Genomic DNA, 14716 nt, shown 5'->3' with positions numbered 1-14716 from the left:
GATCCAAAGACTTGGTGCACGTGCCGATGACGGGATGAATACCCCACAAACGTTTGGCCGACAACGGTGCCACACGTCGCTCCACGCCCGGGTTTGTTATGGGCTTTGCACTCACAAGATGGGGAGCTGGGCGACTTCACGCAATGTCGAACGGAAAGGCGAGGACCTCTCGCAGGGACCGCACTCCGGCACGCAGCATGACGACGCGGTCAAATCCCAGAGCCACGCCGACGCAGGGCGATAAGCCGTGCTCCATCGCGCGAAGCAAGCGGCTTTCCTCGGGCAGAGGGCTCTTTCCATCGCTGATCCGCTGGGCGTTCGTTGCGCGAATTCGCCTCCGCAGTTCCTCCGGGTCACGCAGCTCGTGGTACCCGTTGGCCAGCTCCACCCCCCGGAAAAAGAGCTCAAAGCGCTCTGCGACCGGTGGGGTGTCGGCTCGGACAACAGCCAGCGCGGCCTGACTGGGTGGATAGTCGCACACAATCACAGGGCGATCGTGTCCTAGCCGGGGTTGGACGCACTCCGACCAGAGAAGATCAAGCCACCCGTCGCGGTCATCCACGGCCAGAGACTCGGGCCAGGCAATGCCGAGAAACCGGGCGACGCCCTGCAGTTGCGATCCGCTGGCTTCCAAAGGGTAGATTCCGACTGCGTCCCGGAAAACATCGCTGTAGGTGCAGATGGAAGGGCGCCCGCCTTTGAGGATTCTTTCGGCCAGGTCGGCGAGAAGTTCCATCCCCGACTGGTAATTGTCACCGACGCGATACCACTCCACGATGGTGAATTCGGGATTGTGGAGCGGGCCCTTTTCTCCACGTCGAAACGCCCGCGTGATCTGATAAATGGCTCCCGGCCCGCCAGCCGCCAGTAACCGCTTCATCCCGAATTCTGGAGAGGTTTGCAAAAAGTATCGGGGCGTACTGGGCCTGATTTCTTCCGGCCGTTCCACATCGCACACCCAGAAGGGATCGAGATGACGATCGACTACCGTATCCTGGGAAAGAAGCGGGGTTTCCACCTCGAGGAATCCCCGCTCCTTGAAAAATTGCCGAAACTCTTCCAGAAGTTCTGCCCGCATCCGCAAAATTTCCCACCGAGCGGTGGGTCTGAAATCATTGTCGGGCGAACGGGTGTCCATCATCCGGAAGAGTGAATGAACAAGTCGGCCGATGTTATTCTTTCACGCGTTCAATGTACTCACCCGTGCGTGTGTCAATTTTAATGAGGTCGCCAATTTCCACGAACGCCGGAACGATAATTTCCGCGCCGGTCTCCAGTTGGCAGGGTTTGGTCACGTTGGTGGCCGTGTTGCCACGGACGCCAGGTTCGCAGTATTCCACCCGAAGAACCACGTGGTTAGGCGGCGTCACCGAGATCGGCCTACCATTAAAAAGCAGCATGGTACATGGCATGCCCTCTTTGAGATATTTCCAGGCTTCATCCACCTGATCCTTAGTCAACTCGTACTGCTCGTACGTGTTGTTATCCATGAAGATGAACGAATCGCCCTGCCGGTAGAGGAACTGGGCTTCGATCTCTTCCACGTCGGCGGCTTCAATGGTATCGCCACTCTTGTACGTGCGGTCGATAACTGTGTTGCGGATCAGGTTCTTTAGCTTGCATTTATAAAGAGCCTGACCTTTCCCCGGCTTGACGAAGGTACATTCGATCATCAGGTAAGGTTCACCGTCAAGCTGAACCTTCAAACCTTTGCGAAATTCACTGGTGTTGTAAGTGGCCACGTTCCAACCCTCTCGTTCTGGATTCTGTTTGTGCTTTCGCGGAATATCTTCTTATTGCACAGGCGTGCGCTGAACCGTTATAAACAGCGCCGCGATGTATTTCGGTATTTTGGCAGACGCTTCCCAGCACCTGCCGATGCCGCTACGATAACGAAAAGCCGCGTTCAGGATAACGGCTTGCCGTGGTGTCGAGCCATGGCTCCCATTTGCGGCAACAGCGTCGTGCTATGCACACCGGTTTTTGAGCACAGTCTTAAAGTCAGGTCAAGCGCTTGTCGTCTGTTCGACGTCAACCCCGTGAAATTTTCCTCTGCCTCCGCCATGTCTGAAGTTGCTTTGCTAAGCGAGTCTCAGTCCGATTTTCTCAGGATACCAGACTGGAAAACCGTTTTGGCAGAGGCCATTCGGGACCCGCAGGAGCTGTGCCGCGAGCTGGAGCTCCCGAGTTCGCTGGCCGAACACGCCCACCAGGCCGGGAAAGGGTTTCCCCTCTTGTTGCCTCGGACTCTCCTTCCCCGGATTCGGAAAGGCGACCCTTGCGACCCCGTGCTTCGTCAGTTCCTCCCCGTGTGGGAAGAAACTCAGGCGGCCGAGGGATTCACGACCGATCCCCTTCAGGAACAGGCTGCGCTGGCGGCCCCCGGGATCCTCAGCAAATACCACGGCAGAATTCTTATCGTAACGCACCCGGCCTGTCCCGTCCATTGCCGGTACTGCTTCCGCCGGCATTTTCCCTATGTCAAAGCCCTTGGTGGCGGACCAACGCGGACAGAAACCTCATACAGCACGCGACCCCGTTTGATTGCTAGCGCCGTAGAATACTTGACCATCCATCCTGAAATAACCGAGGTCATTTTCAGTGGTGGGGAGCCCCTCATTATTGACGATTCGGATTGGATCGCGTGGTTAGAGGCCCTAGAGAGTATTCCCCACGTAAGAAGGGTCCGTGTCCATACCCGCATGCCGGTTGTCATCCCGCAGCGGGTGACGGCCGACCTGGTCGCCACCTTCAAGCGATGTTCGTTGACGAAGGTCGTCGTCCTCCACGCTAATCATCCCCACGAAATTGACGAGACTGTCGCGGAGGGGATTCGTCGTCTCCGGGAAACAGGTGCATATTTGTTCGTGCAGTCTGTTCTCCTGGCGGGAGTGAATGACTCGGCGGAGGTACTTGCTGAGCTTTACGAGAAGCTCTCGGAACTGGGCGTGATGCCCTATTATCTGCACCAGCTCGACAGGGTGTCCGGTACCCATCATTTTGAGGTGTCCGAAGAGCGGGGTCGCGAAATTATGGCGGCCCTTCGCCAGCGCCTACCGGGCTACCTTGTTCCTCGCTACGTTCGGGAAGTTCCCGGCGCCACGTCGAAAGTGCTCATATTTTAGGTCGGAGAATCTAAACGTTTGGTGGCATCCTTCGCCACAGCCCCTATTTTGGTGTTGCGCCTCTTCTACCGAGCGGCCAGTAGTCACTCGGTCCGAGAGTTGCAGTGGATGAGAACCCTGGCCGTTCAAAAAAGATGGCCCCGTTCACAGGAGGGGGAATTCGTGAATTGCCCGGTCACTACTCGGGCGTATGGGTTAACGAGAAGTGGTTGGGGAAGAAGTCGGCCCTGACTGCCCTTGACCTGCGTCAGCGGCAGTGCCTAATCTTCCGCTCGTTGAGGTGATGGATCGCAGTGTGATCGGTTTTACGGACCGGTCACCAGGAAACGTTTTCCGTACCGATGAGTCGGCCAAGGATGGAACACGCGGGTTCTCTGCCCCCGGGTTGGGTGGATATTCACTGTCACATTCTTCCGGGATTGGACGACGGGCCGCCGAACTGGGATCAAACTCTTGCCATGGCCCGGCTGGCCGTGCGAGATGGCATCGCTTGGATCGTGGCGACTCCCCATCAGCGGGGGCGTTACGAGGAGAATACGCCAGCGGTGATCGCCGCTCGTTGCGAGGAGCTGAAACGCAAGCTTCTCGAGGCCGCCATTCCTCTCGAAATTTTCAACGGGGCAGACGTGCGGATTGATGAGGGCTTGGTCGAATCGTTAAAAAGGGGCGAGGTTTCCACGCTGGGGGGTGGCCGCTATTTGCTTTTGGAGCTTCCCCACGACGTGTATTTTCCCCTTGATTCGTTGTTGCGGGAATTGAAACGGATTGGGGTGACGGGGATTCTCACCCATCCCGAGCGAAATACAGCCCTTTTGCGGCACCCCGAGAAACTACAAGAAGTCATTTCCGCCGGTGCGCTGATCCAACTGACGGCGGGAAGCCTGACGGGAGCCTTTGGTCCGGCTATCAGGCAGTTTGCTGAAGAGCTTTTGCTGGCTGGGCGGGTCCATGTGGTGGCAAGCGACGGCCATGGAGTTCGTGGGCGGCCGCCAGTGATGGGGGAAGCCGCCCGGCATATCGCGCGACGATTGGGCCGCGATGTGGCGGATATTCTCTGCCGTCGCAATCCCGCGAGGATTGTCCGAGGGCTGCCTGTCCAAAGCCTGGAACGAGTTGAAGCGGTGGAGCCTTTCTGGCGACGGGCATGGCGGCGACTGGCCGGTTGAGTGCGACCTCTCTGGTCAAGGAACAAGCCTACAACAAAGCATGTGCAGTGTGTTGGCGGCATTATTTCTGGCTATCCTGACGCAACCTGGTCTTCTGGGGTCCGTCGTCACGGCCCAGGGAGTGTGGGTGGATAGTCGCACCGTCGGCGGGTTTAACATTTACGCTCGATTTCCTCTTAGTCAAATTGAGGATCTTATCGACGATCTCGGGCATCTGGCCGAGGATATTGAAGCGGCTCTGGGAATTGAACTGGGTCAACGCCCGGTGACGGTATTGATTTTTGATTCCCAACACGAATATCAGCAATTTCTCCGGCGAGAATTCCCTGACGTTCCTTACCGTCGGGCATTATACCTGGAGCGTTCCGGACGCGCGTTCGTGCTGGCTTATCGGAGTCGGGAGCTGGCCACTGACCTGCGCCATGAGGCAACACACGCCCTTTTGCACACGGCTTTGCCCATGGTCCCCCTGTGGCTTGATGAGGGACTGGCGGAGTATTTCGAGGCCCCGCCGGGCGATCGGATGTTTGGGCACTCCTATTACAAGACCGTACGCTTCTGGGCCCGACTCGGGTATGTGCCTTCTCTGAACAAACTCGAACAGATCGCCAGCATGGAGGACATGGATAGCAGTGCCTATCGCTGGGCATGGGCGTGGGTGCATTTTTTTATCCACGGACCACCTGCCGCACGACAGGAGCTGACGGATTATTTGCGGACCATCCAGAATTACGGGGTGCCAGGAAGTCTCGCCCAGCGCACAGAAGCACGCCTCGGATCGCTGCGTACCTTATTCCTCGACCATTTCCGCATGTAGCCCCAGGTCGGTTTCAACGGGTGAGAGATGGAATGAAGAAGCCCAGGATGGGTTAACTGAGGCAACGGTCCATCCTCAATAGTCCAGTTAGTCGGAACAACAGTGTGCCCACGTCTGTCAGTGGCGGTATCACTTAGCTTTTCGCTTGGTTGCATCGGACGCCTGACTTTCCGCCAGATCACGTTTGGCATCTTGTTGATACAGCTCCCACAGACGGTTCCAAAGTTCTTCCAGTTCTGCGACTTTCGCTGGCAGTTTTGCCGCCAGATTGTTCGTCTCGCCGCGGTCTTCGGCTAAGTTGTACAGTTCCCAGGGATCGCCCCGGGCGGCAACGAGCTTCCAGTCGCCGGCGCGGATGGCCCGATTGCCCTCGTGGAGGAACCAGAAGAAGTCGTGCGCTACAGTGCCATCTTGGGTGAACAGCGGGACGATGCTCTTTCCCGGTGGCTGTGGACGCTCCTGCCCGTTCCAGCGATCGGGCATGGAAATTCCTGCCAGTTCAAGGACCGTTGGGAAAACATCCACGAAGTGAACGGGTGTATGCCGGAGCTCGCCGCGGGCGGTGATTCCCTGCGGCCAGTGGACGATAAGCGGGGTGGAAATACCGCCTTCGTGGACCCACGTTTTATGACGGCGGAAGGGGGTATTGGAAGCACTTGACCAGCCCGGACCCAGGCAGAGAAACGTCTTTTCGCTACCCATCGGAGCGTTGGGATCATGGCCGTCGCCACGCACCATGATCTCGGCACTGGCGCCGTTGTCGGAGGCGAAGAAAATCACGGTATTGTCGAGGACACCCATTTTCTGGAGTTGCTCCACAACCATGCCCACCGCCTCATCCATGATGTGGACCATGGCAGCGTGGATCGCCATCTTGGTGGTTTGGAATTCTTTCTGTTCCGGCGTGAGGTCTTTCCAGGGGATGGGATATTTCACCTCGGCTGGGCCGAGGATTCTGAATGCCTCTGGAAAGTCATACGGAGGTCCCAAATGGACCTCCATGGGTGGTGGGCTGTTGCGGACCAGGCCCATTTCTAAAAGCCGCTTGCCCCGCTGCTCTTGAATGACATTCCATCCCACCCGATAACGATCGCGGTACTGGGCAATGACTTCCTGGGGTGCCTGGAGTGGGAAGTGCGGAGATGTGAAGCACAGGTAGAGGAAAAACGGTTTTTCGCGATACTCTGTCGCGTGTTCTGTGAGATACTTCACCGCATACTGGGCAATGGCCGTCGTCGCGTAGTACCCATCGTTCGGGCCAGGGGTGGGAAGGGAATGGCCATCTTCCAGATGATTCTTGGGATGAAAGAAACGATCATGATCGTTGAGCACGTAGCCGTGATCGAAGCCACTTGTCCAGGGTTGTTTATCAATGTGCCACTTACCCGAGTGATAGCATCGGTAGCCGTGTTGTCTCAGGACTTCGGACAGGAGCGGGGCCCACGCCGGCCGTAATCCGCTACCACCACTGCGAACACCGGGAACGGTATCGCGCCGCACCTGCTGGGGGTAGTATCCCGTCATGATGGCTGCGCGGGAAGGCCAGCACCGGGCGGAATTGTAGCACTGCGTGAATCGCAGTCCGTTGGCCGCCAGACGATCGAGATGAGGCGTCTCAATCTCGCCCCCATAGCAGCCCAGGTCGGAATAGCCCATATCATCCGCGAGAATGATCACAAAGTTGGGTGGTGTCTTGGCGGATGCTGCAGCCGAAGTGGCCTGTTCCAAAGCATTCGTCGGCACCGTGTTGGTGGCGTAAATCGAGGATGTTTCTACCAACAAGGCAACCGCAGTTACCGCGGTCAGGAGAAATCCTCTGGTGACACGGACGGCATCAGGAATTGCTCGTTGTGACGTATGCATCGGATTGGCCTCCCCAGGGCGAAGAGCAAGATGCGAATCGTGTTGGCGCAGCACCGTTCGGTGTGAGGCATCTGCGCGCTCGGTTCCAGTTATACCATGAGGAGAAGACGTGTTCCACTGGTCAGGTGAATCTGTTGCGGGATGAGCGTGTGAGTTGCGCCGTTCTATCTTGCCCGAGGATGGGCCTTTTCGTACACGGCCTTCAGGTTGGCGGTGGTTAAGTGGGTGTAGATCTGGGTGGTGACGAGGCTTTTGTGTCCCAGCAACTCTTGGACACTGCGAATATCCGCCCCCGCGTTGAGGAGGTGTGTGGCGAAACTGTGGCGCAGCGTGTGAGGCGTCGTGCGACGATCCAGACCAGTTTGTCGGAGGTATTTTTCCAGCATTCGGGCGACACTTCGGGTCGTCAACCGCTGACCAAAGCGATTGACAAAAAGGGGGCGATCAGGCTGATCACGCAAACTGGGATGAACCTTTCTTACGGCCAGCCAGCGGCGGATGGCTCGGACTGCGAATGAACCAAGAGGGGCGAGCCGTTCGCGACGACCCTTGCCCCGAACCCGAACAATTTCCGCGGCTAAATCAATGTCGCTGTCATTCAAACCGATGAGTTCGCTGATCCGCAGCCCTGCGGAGTAGAGCGTTTCCAGGATCGCCCGATCGCGCAGCCCCATCGGAGAAGAAGCCGAAGGGGCCTCCAGGAGCTTTTGCACATCCTCAGTGGAAAGGACATGCGGTAAATTGCGTGGCTTGCGGGGATTGCGGAGCGGTTTAGCGGGGTTCTCTTTTACCCACCCTTGACGCATCCCGAAACGGAAAAAGCTCCGCAGACTGGCGAGCCGTCGGGCGATGGTTCCCGGGGCGTAACCTGCCTCGTGCATAGCTGCGACATAGCCTCGCAGATCGAGAGTCGTTACCTCATCGGGAGAGGGGCACCGGCCGCCATAGGCTTCTGTGAGGTACTCCGCAAGAGCCGTGAGATCTTCGCGGTAACTTTTGATGGTGTTGGCCGAGGCGTTTTTCTCGACGGCGAGATACCGCAAAAACTGCCCGATGGCCGACTGCATATCCGCCTTCCGGAAAATCGGGAATTTCTCACGGAAAGAAATCTTGTGCGAAAGCGACAGGAGCGATTCTGCAACTCCTGACTGTCCAACGGTGCGGGTCACGCGTGATCGTCCGGGTCGGCCGGCTGTTTGGCTTTGAATCGATTCTGCAGGGCCCGTCGCCGTGCCTCCTGGCGGATTTTCTGACTCAGTACGGCCGCGTCGTACCAACTGAAGCTCAATTCGGGATGGGCAGCGAACCGTCCCAATGTACGGATCATTTCCAGACGGTTGTCATCATCATAAAGGAAGATGTAGCGCTCCCCTCCCTTGATCAAAGCGATGACATTGATTTCTCGGCTCACGACTCGGGCACTCCTGTGGTAGTTGAATCTCGCCGAAATGTGAAAAATGCCAGATTGTTTTTGCCAGGTTCCGACCTTTATTTCTGTTATCGGACGTCGGGAGGCCGCCACGTCACTTCCATTTCGTCGGCACCTCCCCGTGCGGTCAACATTTCCCAAATATGCAGACGGCAACAAAAACGCAGGAATTCCTCACTTTTCGCAAGGTAGGGCTGCCATCCACTGAGCTGCGCGTCATTACGGAATCGCGCATACTCCCGGAGCAACCGGGTGAATCGCTCGTCTCCCCCGTTATAAACCCGGGTGTGGACGAGGAACGGCTCATTCGTCGGTATGCAGGGTGGATTTGCGGGAGTTGCTTGGGGGACGAGCTTTTCTGGAGAAATCTCGTTTTCTGCCGCACCCGACGCGGATTTCGAGACGGCACTGTCGGACGTAGCCGGAGCCTTTTCGCCGCTCGAACTCCAGGCGGTGGTAGTGGCGGCATCACACTGCGGGGTGGCTTCCGCGAGAGCACCACGGGCATAGGCAATCTGTGCTTCCAGAAGCAACCGACGGGGGATATGACGCTCGTCGTCGGTCCCCCACGGGAGGCCGTACCCGGGTGGAACGGGGTGAAAGCCCGGGTTGGCCGCGTACCATTCCACCTGCAGACCGCAGCGAGGCGGGTAGTAGGGGGAATACTCGGTCACGGCACCGACGACGACGGCGTCAGCCCCCAGGACCTGGGCCAGACGTCGGGCGTCCGCCGCGCTGTTGAGGCTGATCCGGTGGATGGTCATGGCTCGCTCCACCACGCCCACCGGTATCACTTCAAAGCCGGGAATTTCTTGGAGTTCGTTGTAATACGCGATGGCCACCTGACGACCGTCGAGAGTAGGTTCGGTGGAGAGGTTAAAGAACGGGGCGACAGCCACTTTATGGATTTGCGGAAAAGGATTGTGGATCATCGGCTGCACCGCAGGTCTGGGGATGAGGGTGCACCCTGCCATGATGACCAGACCCAGCAAGAACGCTGAGGGTGTTGCCGCGATCAAGCGTGAGAGTTTGGAGGATCGCCGTTGTTCTCCGATGCCAGAAAGTGCCCCACGACGCGGGAGCTCCCGCATGGGGCACAAGGAGTCGTTTTCGGTAACAGATTGGCGGCGATCCCGAATCATTTCCGCTCAGGACAGCTTGATCAATGTTCTGCCGTTCGTCACCACGCGGTTTATCTGTCTTGTGTAAGTTTTCAAGATTGAACCAACGTGGGGCCAAACAGGCGGTTGGAGGCGATTTCTTTATCGGTAAAGTCGACGTAAATCCTCTACTTCTTTTTTTCGGAAAACGTGAGTAGCGTTGTGTAGGTACTACATTTCCTTCAAAGAGGCCAAAGCCGGACAGGTCGTTGGTCTGGCGGAGCCGTTCAATATCCCTGAGCCATCGAGCCGATGTTAAACAAGGTAGATTTTGTGGGGCGAGAAATCTGCGCGGGAGTTCCATATGGGTCGGATTCAATCCAACGTCGGACTCATCACCGGTGTCCCGATCGGCGACACCGTGGATAAGCTCATGCAGATTGAGTCCAGGCCCCGCGACAACCTCCAAGAAGCGAACAAGAAGATTGACGCGGAACGGGCGGCCATCACCGAACTTTCCGCCCTCTTGATGGCCGTCCAGTATCCCGTTAAGAACCTCGGCAAAACAGCCATTTTCGACAAGCGGACAGCCACCAGTAGCAACGACGCGGCTTTGGGTGTCCGTGTGACCGGCTCACCCACTCTGGGTTCCTATATCTTCACGCCGCTGCGCACTGTTCAGCTGGAGCAGTGGCTCAGCAAGGGGGTGCGGGAGCAGACCGAGCCGCTGGGAGCGGGAACGCTCTCCTTTCGATTTGGCCCGGGAGTCGATCGATCGCTCGACCTTGACCTCCTCCGCGGGGGGCAGGGGTTTCAGCGCGGGCTTGTCCGGATCACAGACCGGAGTGGGGCGTCTGCGGAGATCGATCTGACCACGGTGCAGACTCTCGACGATGTCATCAACGCGATCAATAGCAACACGCACATCAACGTCCGGGCGGAGGTAGTGGGGGATCACATTCGTCTCACCGATCTGACCGGCGCCAGCGTGACGAACCTCCGCGTCCAGGACATCGGCGGCGGGCAAGCTGCTGCGTCGCTCGGTTTAGCGGGGATCGACACGGCTTCCAGCGTTGCCGATGGGCAGGATATCGTCTGGTTGACTTCGGACACACTATTGAGCGAGCTCAACGACGGGCTGGGAATCTCGGCCAGCTCCACGCTCCCCGATATTTCCTTCCAGCTTCGTGACGGGACGACCGGGGTCATCGATTTCGACCCGTTGCCCCCCAGTGGTGGAACCCGACAGACAGAACGGACCCTGGGCGATATCGTCAATAGAATCAATCAGGCTGCACCGGGCAAGCTGCAGGCTGAGATTTCTGCAGATGGCAAACGCCTGGTCCTGCGAGATCTGACCAGCGGAACGGGACAATTCACCCTTTCGGCGCTTTACGGCTCTCAGGCGTTGAAGGAGCTTGGCCTGGACGTCACTGCCAGCGGGGACACGATTACGGGACGTCGCTTGATCGGAAGTCTGAAGTCTCCAGCGCTTTCCCAGCTCAACGGGGGAAAGGGATTAGGTGATCTCGGGACGATTCAAATTACGGATCGGGCGGGCAATCAGGCGACTGTGGATCTTTCTGCCGCAGAAACCCTGGAGGACGTCATCCGCGCCATCAACGCGGCCGGGATTGGTGTGCAAGCTGCCGTCAATGCGGCGCGTAACGGACTGGTCATCAAAGATATCTCAGGTGGGACGGGCAACCTCAAAATCGAGACACTCGATAGCTCTCAAACCGCGGAAAAGCTCAAAATCGCCGTGGATGATGCAGTCAGTGTCAAAAATAGCGGTGATCTTCATCTGCGGGTGATCTCGGTCAATACCAAACTGAGTGAATTGAACGGGGGACGGGGGGTGGCAATGGGGCGGTTCACCGTTACGGACAGCAAGGGGGTGAGCACCACTGTGGACCTCGCGGCCATCGGTGCCCAAACGATCGGCGATGTCCTCGCCGCTATCAATCGGGGAGCTGCCAACGTCAATGCCACCATCAACGCTACAGGGGACGGTATCCTTCTTCGGGATCTGGCCAACGGGACTGGCACTTTGGTGGTCAATGATGTCAACGGGAGGGCCGCCGCGGATCTGGGAATTCTCAAAGAAAGCACCCTCCAAGATTTTTCTGGGGAAAGCGACTACGCCATCGACGGAGCGCTGACCTACCAGGTGACGCTGGAAGCCAACGATTCCCTGCAAACCTTGCGGGACAAGATCAACGCACTCAATGCGGGGGTGCGAGCGACGATTATCTACGACGGTTCCAATCGACCCTACCGACTGTCTCTGGTAAGCGAGCGCGGGGGACACCTGGCGCAGATGGTCGTGGACGAGGGGTCCTTGGATCTCGGATTGACACGCTTTGCGGAGGCCCGGGATGCGCAACTGGCCGTCGGACAGGCGGGAACCACGGGAGCGGTGGTGCTTTCCTCTTCCAGCAACAAATTCGCGAATGTCGTGCCCGGACTGGAACTGGAAGTCAAGCAGTCCTCCTCGATGCCAGTGAGTGTCCAAGTGACCACCACAGATACCGATGTGGTGGCAAGCGTGCAAGCCTTTGTGGATAACTACAACAAGTTCTGGAAGCGTTATCAGGAGCTGACGAAATACGACACAACCACGCAAAAGGGCGAAATTCTGGCCCAGGACCCGACGGCCATCCGACTGGGGAGTGAAATCTCCTATATTCTCAGTTCGCGATTTGTGGGAGCAGGAAGTATCCAGTCACTCGCGGAGATCGGAGTAAGCATCAAGGACGATGGCAGGCTCGACTTTGATAGCTCCAAACTTAAAGAAAAGTTTGCCAACAATCCTGACGCGGTGGAAAAGTTTTTCACGGATAAAACTTTTGGCTTTGCGGCAAAGTTTGACAAACTCGCTGAAAGTTTAGTGGGGCAAGATGTATCGCTGATGGCGCAACGATTCATTGCTCTCACGCGGAAGTACGAAGAAAACCAACAGAGAATCGAATGGTGGAACGCCAAGCTTGACCGAAGAAAAGAGCAATTGTTGCTCTACTTTTACCGTTTGGAGTCCGCCATCGCCAAGATCAAGAGCAATATCGATATCGTCTCGCAGATCCAGCCCATCCCCATGTATTTCACCAGTGGCGGCCGAAACAATAATCGGTGAGCACCGGGGATGTTGTGATAATCTGCACGCTTAAATCCGCGAACGCTTCGGGTTGGACGGTCTGTTATGTCGGCATCGATTGGAGATAGCTACCGCGAAGCGGATATTCTGACGGCGCCACCGCAGCGGCTGCATCTCATGCTGATCGAGGGCGCCATCCGATTCATCGAGCGTGCCCGGCATCTGTGGCGGGAAAACCAGTTCGATGCGGGGTTTGAATCGCTTATTCGCGCTCAGGAGATTGTCGCTGAAATTCTTTCCGGGATCAAAACGGACAGCGGTTTGCCCATCGCTCGACGTGTGGCGGCGCTTTATACCTTTGTTTATCGATGTCTTGTCGAAGCGGGACTAAAGAGGGAGGAAAAGCCCCTGGAAGACGCTCTCCAGGTACTGGCCATCCAGCGAGAGACCTGGCAGGAGCTCTGCCATCGTCTGGCGGCCACTTCCAAAACGCAGGAGAACGTGCAATTTTCTTCTGAGGAGCAGACGTCCTCCGCGTCGGGCTTTGATTCGGAAGAGTCTTCCCCTGCCCGCAGTCAACCAGCGGCCCCGCATTCGCTCCGTGGCTTGACAGACGCTCCTGCTTCCGAGTATGCCGGGGAATATACTTCGGGCTTTTCGTGGGAAGCCTGAGTTTCCCTGCCACTTTTTCTCGGAAATGCAGGAGGAGTCATGCCCCAAGAGATGGTGACAATCCGGGTAGGGCACAGTCCCGATCCCGATGATGCGTTCATGTTCTACGCCCTGGCAGCGGAGAAGATTCCCACCGGGCGCTACCGGTTTGTCCATGAATTGGTCGATATCGAGACGCTGAATCAGCGGGCGATACGGGGCGAGTTGGAGTTGACTGCTCTCAGCTTCCATGCTTATGCGCGGGTGCGTGAGCGGTACATCCTATGCCGGTGCGGTGCCAGTATGGGGGACGGCTACGGTCCGCTGCTGGTGGCTCGGCACTCGCTGAGCCGGGACGAGTTGCGTCGAGGCCCGATCGCGGTGCCCGGCCGATGGACGAGTGCCTTTTTAGCCCTGCGTCTGTATCTTGGGGAAGATTTTCCGTTTATTGTGGTGCCATTTGATGAGATTCCCCGCAAGGTGGCAGAGGGTCATTATGGCGATCAGCCCGTGCTCGCAGGACTTCTCATCCACGAAGGACAACTGACATTCGCCAGGGAGGGGCTCGTCAAACTGGTGGATTTAGGAGAGTGGTGGACTAGCGCAACGGGGTTACCGCTTCCGCTGGGCGGCAATGCTATCCGGCGCGATCTTGCTCCGGAGATCCGACGGGACGTGCACCGGCTGCTCCGGGAGAGCATCGATTATGCGTTGGCACATCGCGATGAGGCCCTTGCCTATGCGATGCAGTATGCGCGAGACCTCGATCATTCGCTCGCGGATCGATTCGTGGGCATGTACGTGAATCGGTGGACCCAGGAGCTAGGATCGCAAGGGGAGGAAGCGGTTCGTCTCTTTTTGCGGCGGGGATTTGAGGTGGGGGCTCTTCCCGAGTTGATTGATCCGGAGTTTGTGAAAGACGAGTGACAAGGTCCCGTGGGTCAGCGGCAAGAGCCGAAACGAAAATGAGGGCTGACCTGGGCCAAGAAAGAACAACAGGGACCGCAATGGTCCCTGTTGGGTGCATATCGTCACCAATTTACCCCTCGGTCCGGTGCTCGTGGACTCACCGAGGACCTACCCGACGACCCCAGCGTTATTTACGAGCGGATCTTGGGCAGACGAAGAACTGTGAATCCCGATCGACAGTGATCGTTGCGTCTCTGGACGGTCGGGCTTACGAAGCGATCACCGTTCACTTGGGGCGAACGGAAACCGCACGGGGGCCTTTGCCGCGGCCCGGATTCGGCGCTTCAGAGCTCAGATCGTACTCGACTGCCTGACCTTCGTGAAGGTCCTCGAAGCGAGCCCCTTCCACTGCGGAAAAGTGGAAGAAGACATCCGACTTGCGACCGGCACCAGTGGTTTGGATGAAGCCAAAACCACGGTCCACTACCAACTTCTTGATAACACCCTCGGCCATTAAAGCCACTCCTCAAAACGAAACATACTCGCGGACATCTGTCCGCAC

13 protein-coding genes are annotated in these 14716 nt (G+C 57.5%); 6 read left to right on the top strand and 7 right to left on the bottom strand.

Going from position 1 to position 14716, the window contains the following annotated elements:
- Nucleotides 1–136: 136 nt before the first annotated feature.
- Both epmA and efp read right to left on the bottom strand, forming a co-directional pair.
- Nucleotides 137–1138: an EF-P lysine aminoacylase EpmA gene (epmA, locus tag ABJK56_RS06420; protein ID WP_347243836.1), complete on the bottom strand. Its 1002-nt coding sequence runs from the start codon at nucleotides 1136–1138 to the stop codon at nucleotides 137–139.
- A gap of 34 nt (nucleotides 1139–1172) precedes the next feature.
- Nucleotides 1173–1742: an elongation factor P gene (gene efp / locus ABJK56_RS06415; RefSeq protein ID WP_347243835.1), complete on the bottom strand. Its 570-nt coding sequence runs from the start codon at nucleotides 1740–1742 to the stop codon at nucleotides 1173–1175.
- A 195-nt stretch (nucleotides 1743–1937) separates the two neighbouring features.
- Here efp and epmB point away from each other — a divergent pair, with 195 nt between their 5' ends.
- The 3 genes from epmB to ABJK56_RS06400 all read left to right on the top strand — a co-directional run bounded on the left by epmB (nucleotide 1938) and on the right by ABJK56_RS06400 (nucleotide 5108).
- A complete protein-coding gene (gene epmB, locus ABJK56_RS06410; RefSeq protein WP_347243834.1) occupies nucleotides 1938–3125 on the top strand; it encodes an EF-P beta-lysylation protein EpmB in 1188 nt (395 codons plus the stop codon).
- Between the two features lie 356 nt (nucleotides 3126–3481).
- Complete coding sequence (locus ABJK56_RS06405) at nucleotides 3482–4291, top strand: CpsB/CapC family capsule biosynthesis tyrosine phosphatase (protein WP_347243833.1); 810 nt, start codon at nucleotides 3482–3484, stop codon at nucleotides 4289–4291.
- A gap of 40 nt (nucleotides 4292–4331) precedes the next feature.
- Nucleotides 4332–5108 carry a hypothetical protein gene (locus ABJK56_RS06400; protein WP_347243832.1) on the top strand — a complete coding sequence of 259 codons (777 nt, stop codon included), beginning with the start codon at nucleotides 4332–4334 and terminating at the stop codon, nucleotides 5106–5108.
- Between the two features lie 129 nt (nucleotides 5109–5237).
- On the opposite strand, the gene ABJK56_RS06395 is transcribed toward ABJK56_RS06400, so the two are convergent.
- From ABJK56_RS06395 to ABJK56_RS06380, 4 genes are all read right to left on the bottom strand, one after another.
- The gene (locus ABJK56_RS06395; protein ID WP_347243831.1) at nucleotides 5238–6971 is read right to left on the bottom strand and encodes an arylsulfatase; all 1734 of its coding nucleotides are present in this window, start codon (nucleotides 6969–6971) and stop codon (nucleotides 5238–5240) included.
- Between the two features lie 164 nt (nucleotides 6972–7135).
- Complete coding sequence (gene xerC / locus ABJK56_RS06390; protein ID WP_347243830.1) at nucleotides 7136–8140, bottom strand: tyrosine recombinase XerC; 1005 nt, start codon at nucleotides 8138–8140, stop codon at nucleotides 7136–7138.
- Entirely contained in the window at nucleotides 8137–8382 is a 246-nt protein-coding gene (locus ABJK56_RS06385) for a hypothetical protein (RefSeq protein WP_095413974.1), read from the bottom strand. Before ABJK56_RS06385 ends, xerC begins: the two co-directional genes overlap by 4 nt.
- A gap of 86 nt (nucleotides 8383–8468) precedes the next feature.
- Nucleotides 8469–9542 (bottom strand): hypothetical protein, encoded by a 1074-nt coding sequence (locus tag ABJK56_RS06380; RefSeq protein WP_347243829.1) that lies wholly within the window; start codon nucleotides 9540–9542, stop codon nucleotides 8469–8471.
- 322 nt (nucleotides 9543–9864) lie between these two features.
- Here ABJK56_RS06380 and fliD point away from each other — a divergent pair, with 322 nt between their 5' ends.
- From fliD to ABJK56_RS06365, 3 genes are all read left to right on the top strand, one after another.
- Nucleotides 9865–12633 carry a flagellar filament capping protein FliD gene (gene fliD / locus ABJK56_RS06375; protein ID WP_347243828.1) on the top strand — a complete coding sequence of 923 codons (2769 nt, stop codon included), beginning with the start codon at nucleotides 9865–9867 and terminating at the stop codon, nucleotides 12631–12633.
- Between the two features lie 66 nt (nucleotides 12634–12699).
- On the top strand, nucleotides 12700–13266 hold the full coding sequence (fliS, locus tag ABJK56_RS06370; protein ID WP_347243827.1) for a flagellar export chaperone FliS: 567 nt from the start codon (nucleotides 12700–12702) through the stop codon (nucleotides 13264–13266).
- A 39-nt stretch (nucleotides 13267–13305) separates the two neighbouring features.
- Complete coding sequence (locus ABJK56_RS06365; protein WP_347243826.1) at nucleotides 13306–14172, top strand: MqnA/MqnD/SBP family protein; 867 nt, start codon at nucleotides 13306–13308, stop codon at nucleotides 14170–14172.
- A 268-nt stretch (nucleotides 14173–14440) separates the two neighbouring features.
- Here ABJK56_RS06365 and ABJK56_RS06360 read toward each other — a convergent pair whose 3' ends face one another.
- Nucleotides 14441–14668 carry a cold shock domain-containing protein gene (locus tag ABJK56_RS06360; protein WP_347243825.1) on the bottom strand — a complete coding sequence of 76 codons (228 nt, stop codon included), beginning with the start codon at nucleotides 14666–14668 and terminating at the stop codon, nucleotides 14441–14443.
- Nucleotides 14669–14716 lie beyond the last annotated feature (48 nt).

This window comes from Thermogutta sp. (assembly GCF_039793925.1).
Classification (GTDB): Bacteria; Planctomycetota; Planctomycetia; order Pirellulales; family Thermoguttaceae; genus Thermogutta.
Note: the sequence above shows the minus strand (reverse complement) of the source record. Positions and strands in the feature narration are given on the sequence as shown.

Bases quoted from the DNA above. Each gene is read 5' to 3' on its own strand.
- epmA (WP_347243836.1), bottom strand. From the start codon at position 1,138: ATGGACACCCGTTCGCCCGACAATGATTTCAGACCCACCGCTCGGTGG.
- epmB (WP_347243834.1), top strand. From the start codon at position 1,938: ATGGCTCCCATTTGCGGCAACAGCGTCGTGCTATGCACACCGGTTTTT.
- ABJK56_RS06405 (WP_347243833.1), top strand. From the start codon at position 3,482: ATGGAACACGCGGGTTCTCTGCCCCCGGGTTGGGTGGATATTCACTGT.
- ABJK56_RS06400 (WP_347243832.1), top strand. From the start codon at position 4,332: ATGTGCAGTGTGTTGGCGGCATTATTTCTGGCTATCCTGACGCAACCT.
- ABJK56_RS06395 (WP_347243831.1), bottom strand. From the start codon at position 6,971: ATGCATACGTCACAACGAGCAATTCCTGATGCCGTCCGTGTCACCAGA.
- ABJK56_RS06380 (WP_347243829.1), bottom strand. From the start codon at position 9,542: ATGATTCGGGATCGCCGCCAATCTGTTACCGAAAACGACTCCTTGTGC.
- fliD (WP_347243828.1), top strand. From the start codon at position 9,865: ATGGGTCGGATTCAATCCAACGTCGGACTCATCACCGGTGTCCCGATC.
- fliS (WP_347243827.1), top strand. From the start codon at position 12,700: ATGTCGGCATCGATTGGAGATAGCTACCGCGAAGCGGATATTCTGACG.
- ABJK56_RS06365 (WP_347243826.1), top strand. From the start codon at position 13,306: ATGCCCCAAGAGATGGTGACAATCCGGGTAGGGCACAGTCCCGATCCC.
- ABJK56_RS06360 (WP_347243825.1), bottom strand. From the start codon at position 14,668: ATGGCCGAGGGTGTTATCAAGAAGTTGGTAGTGGACCGTGGTTTTGGC.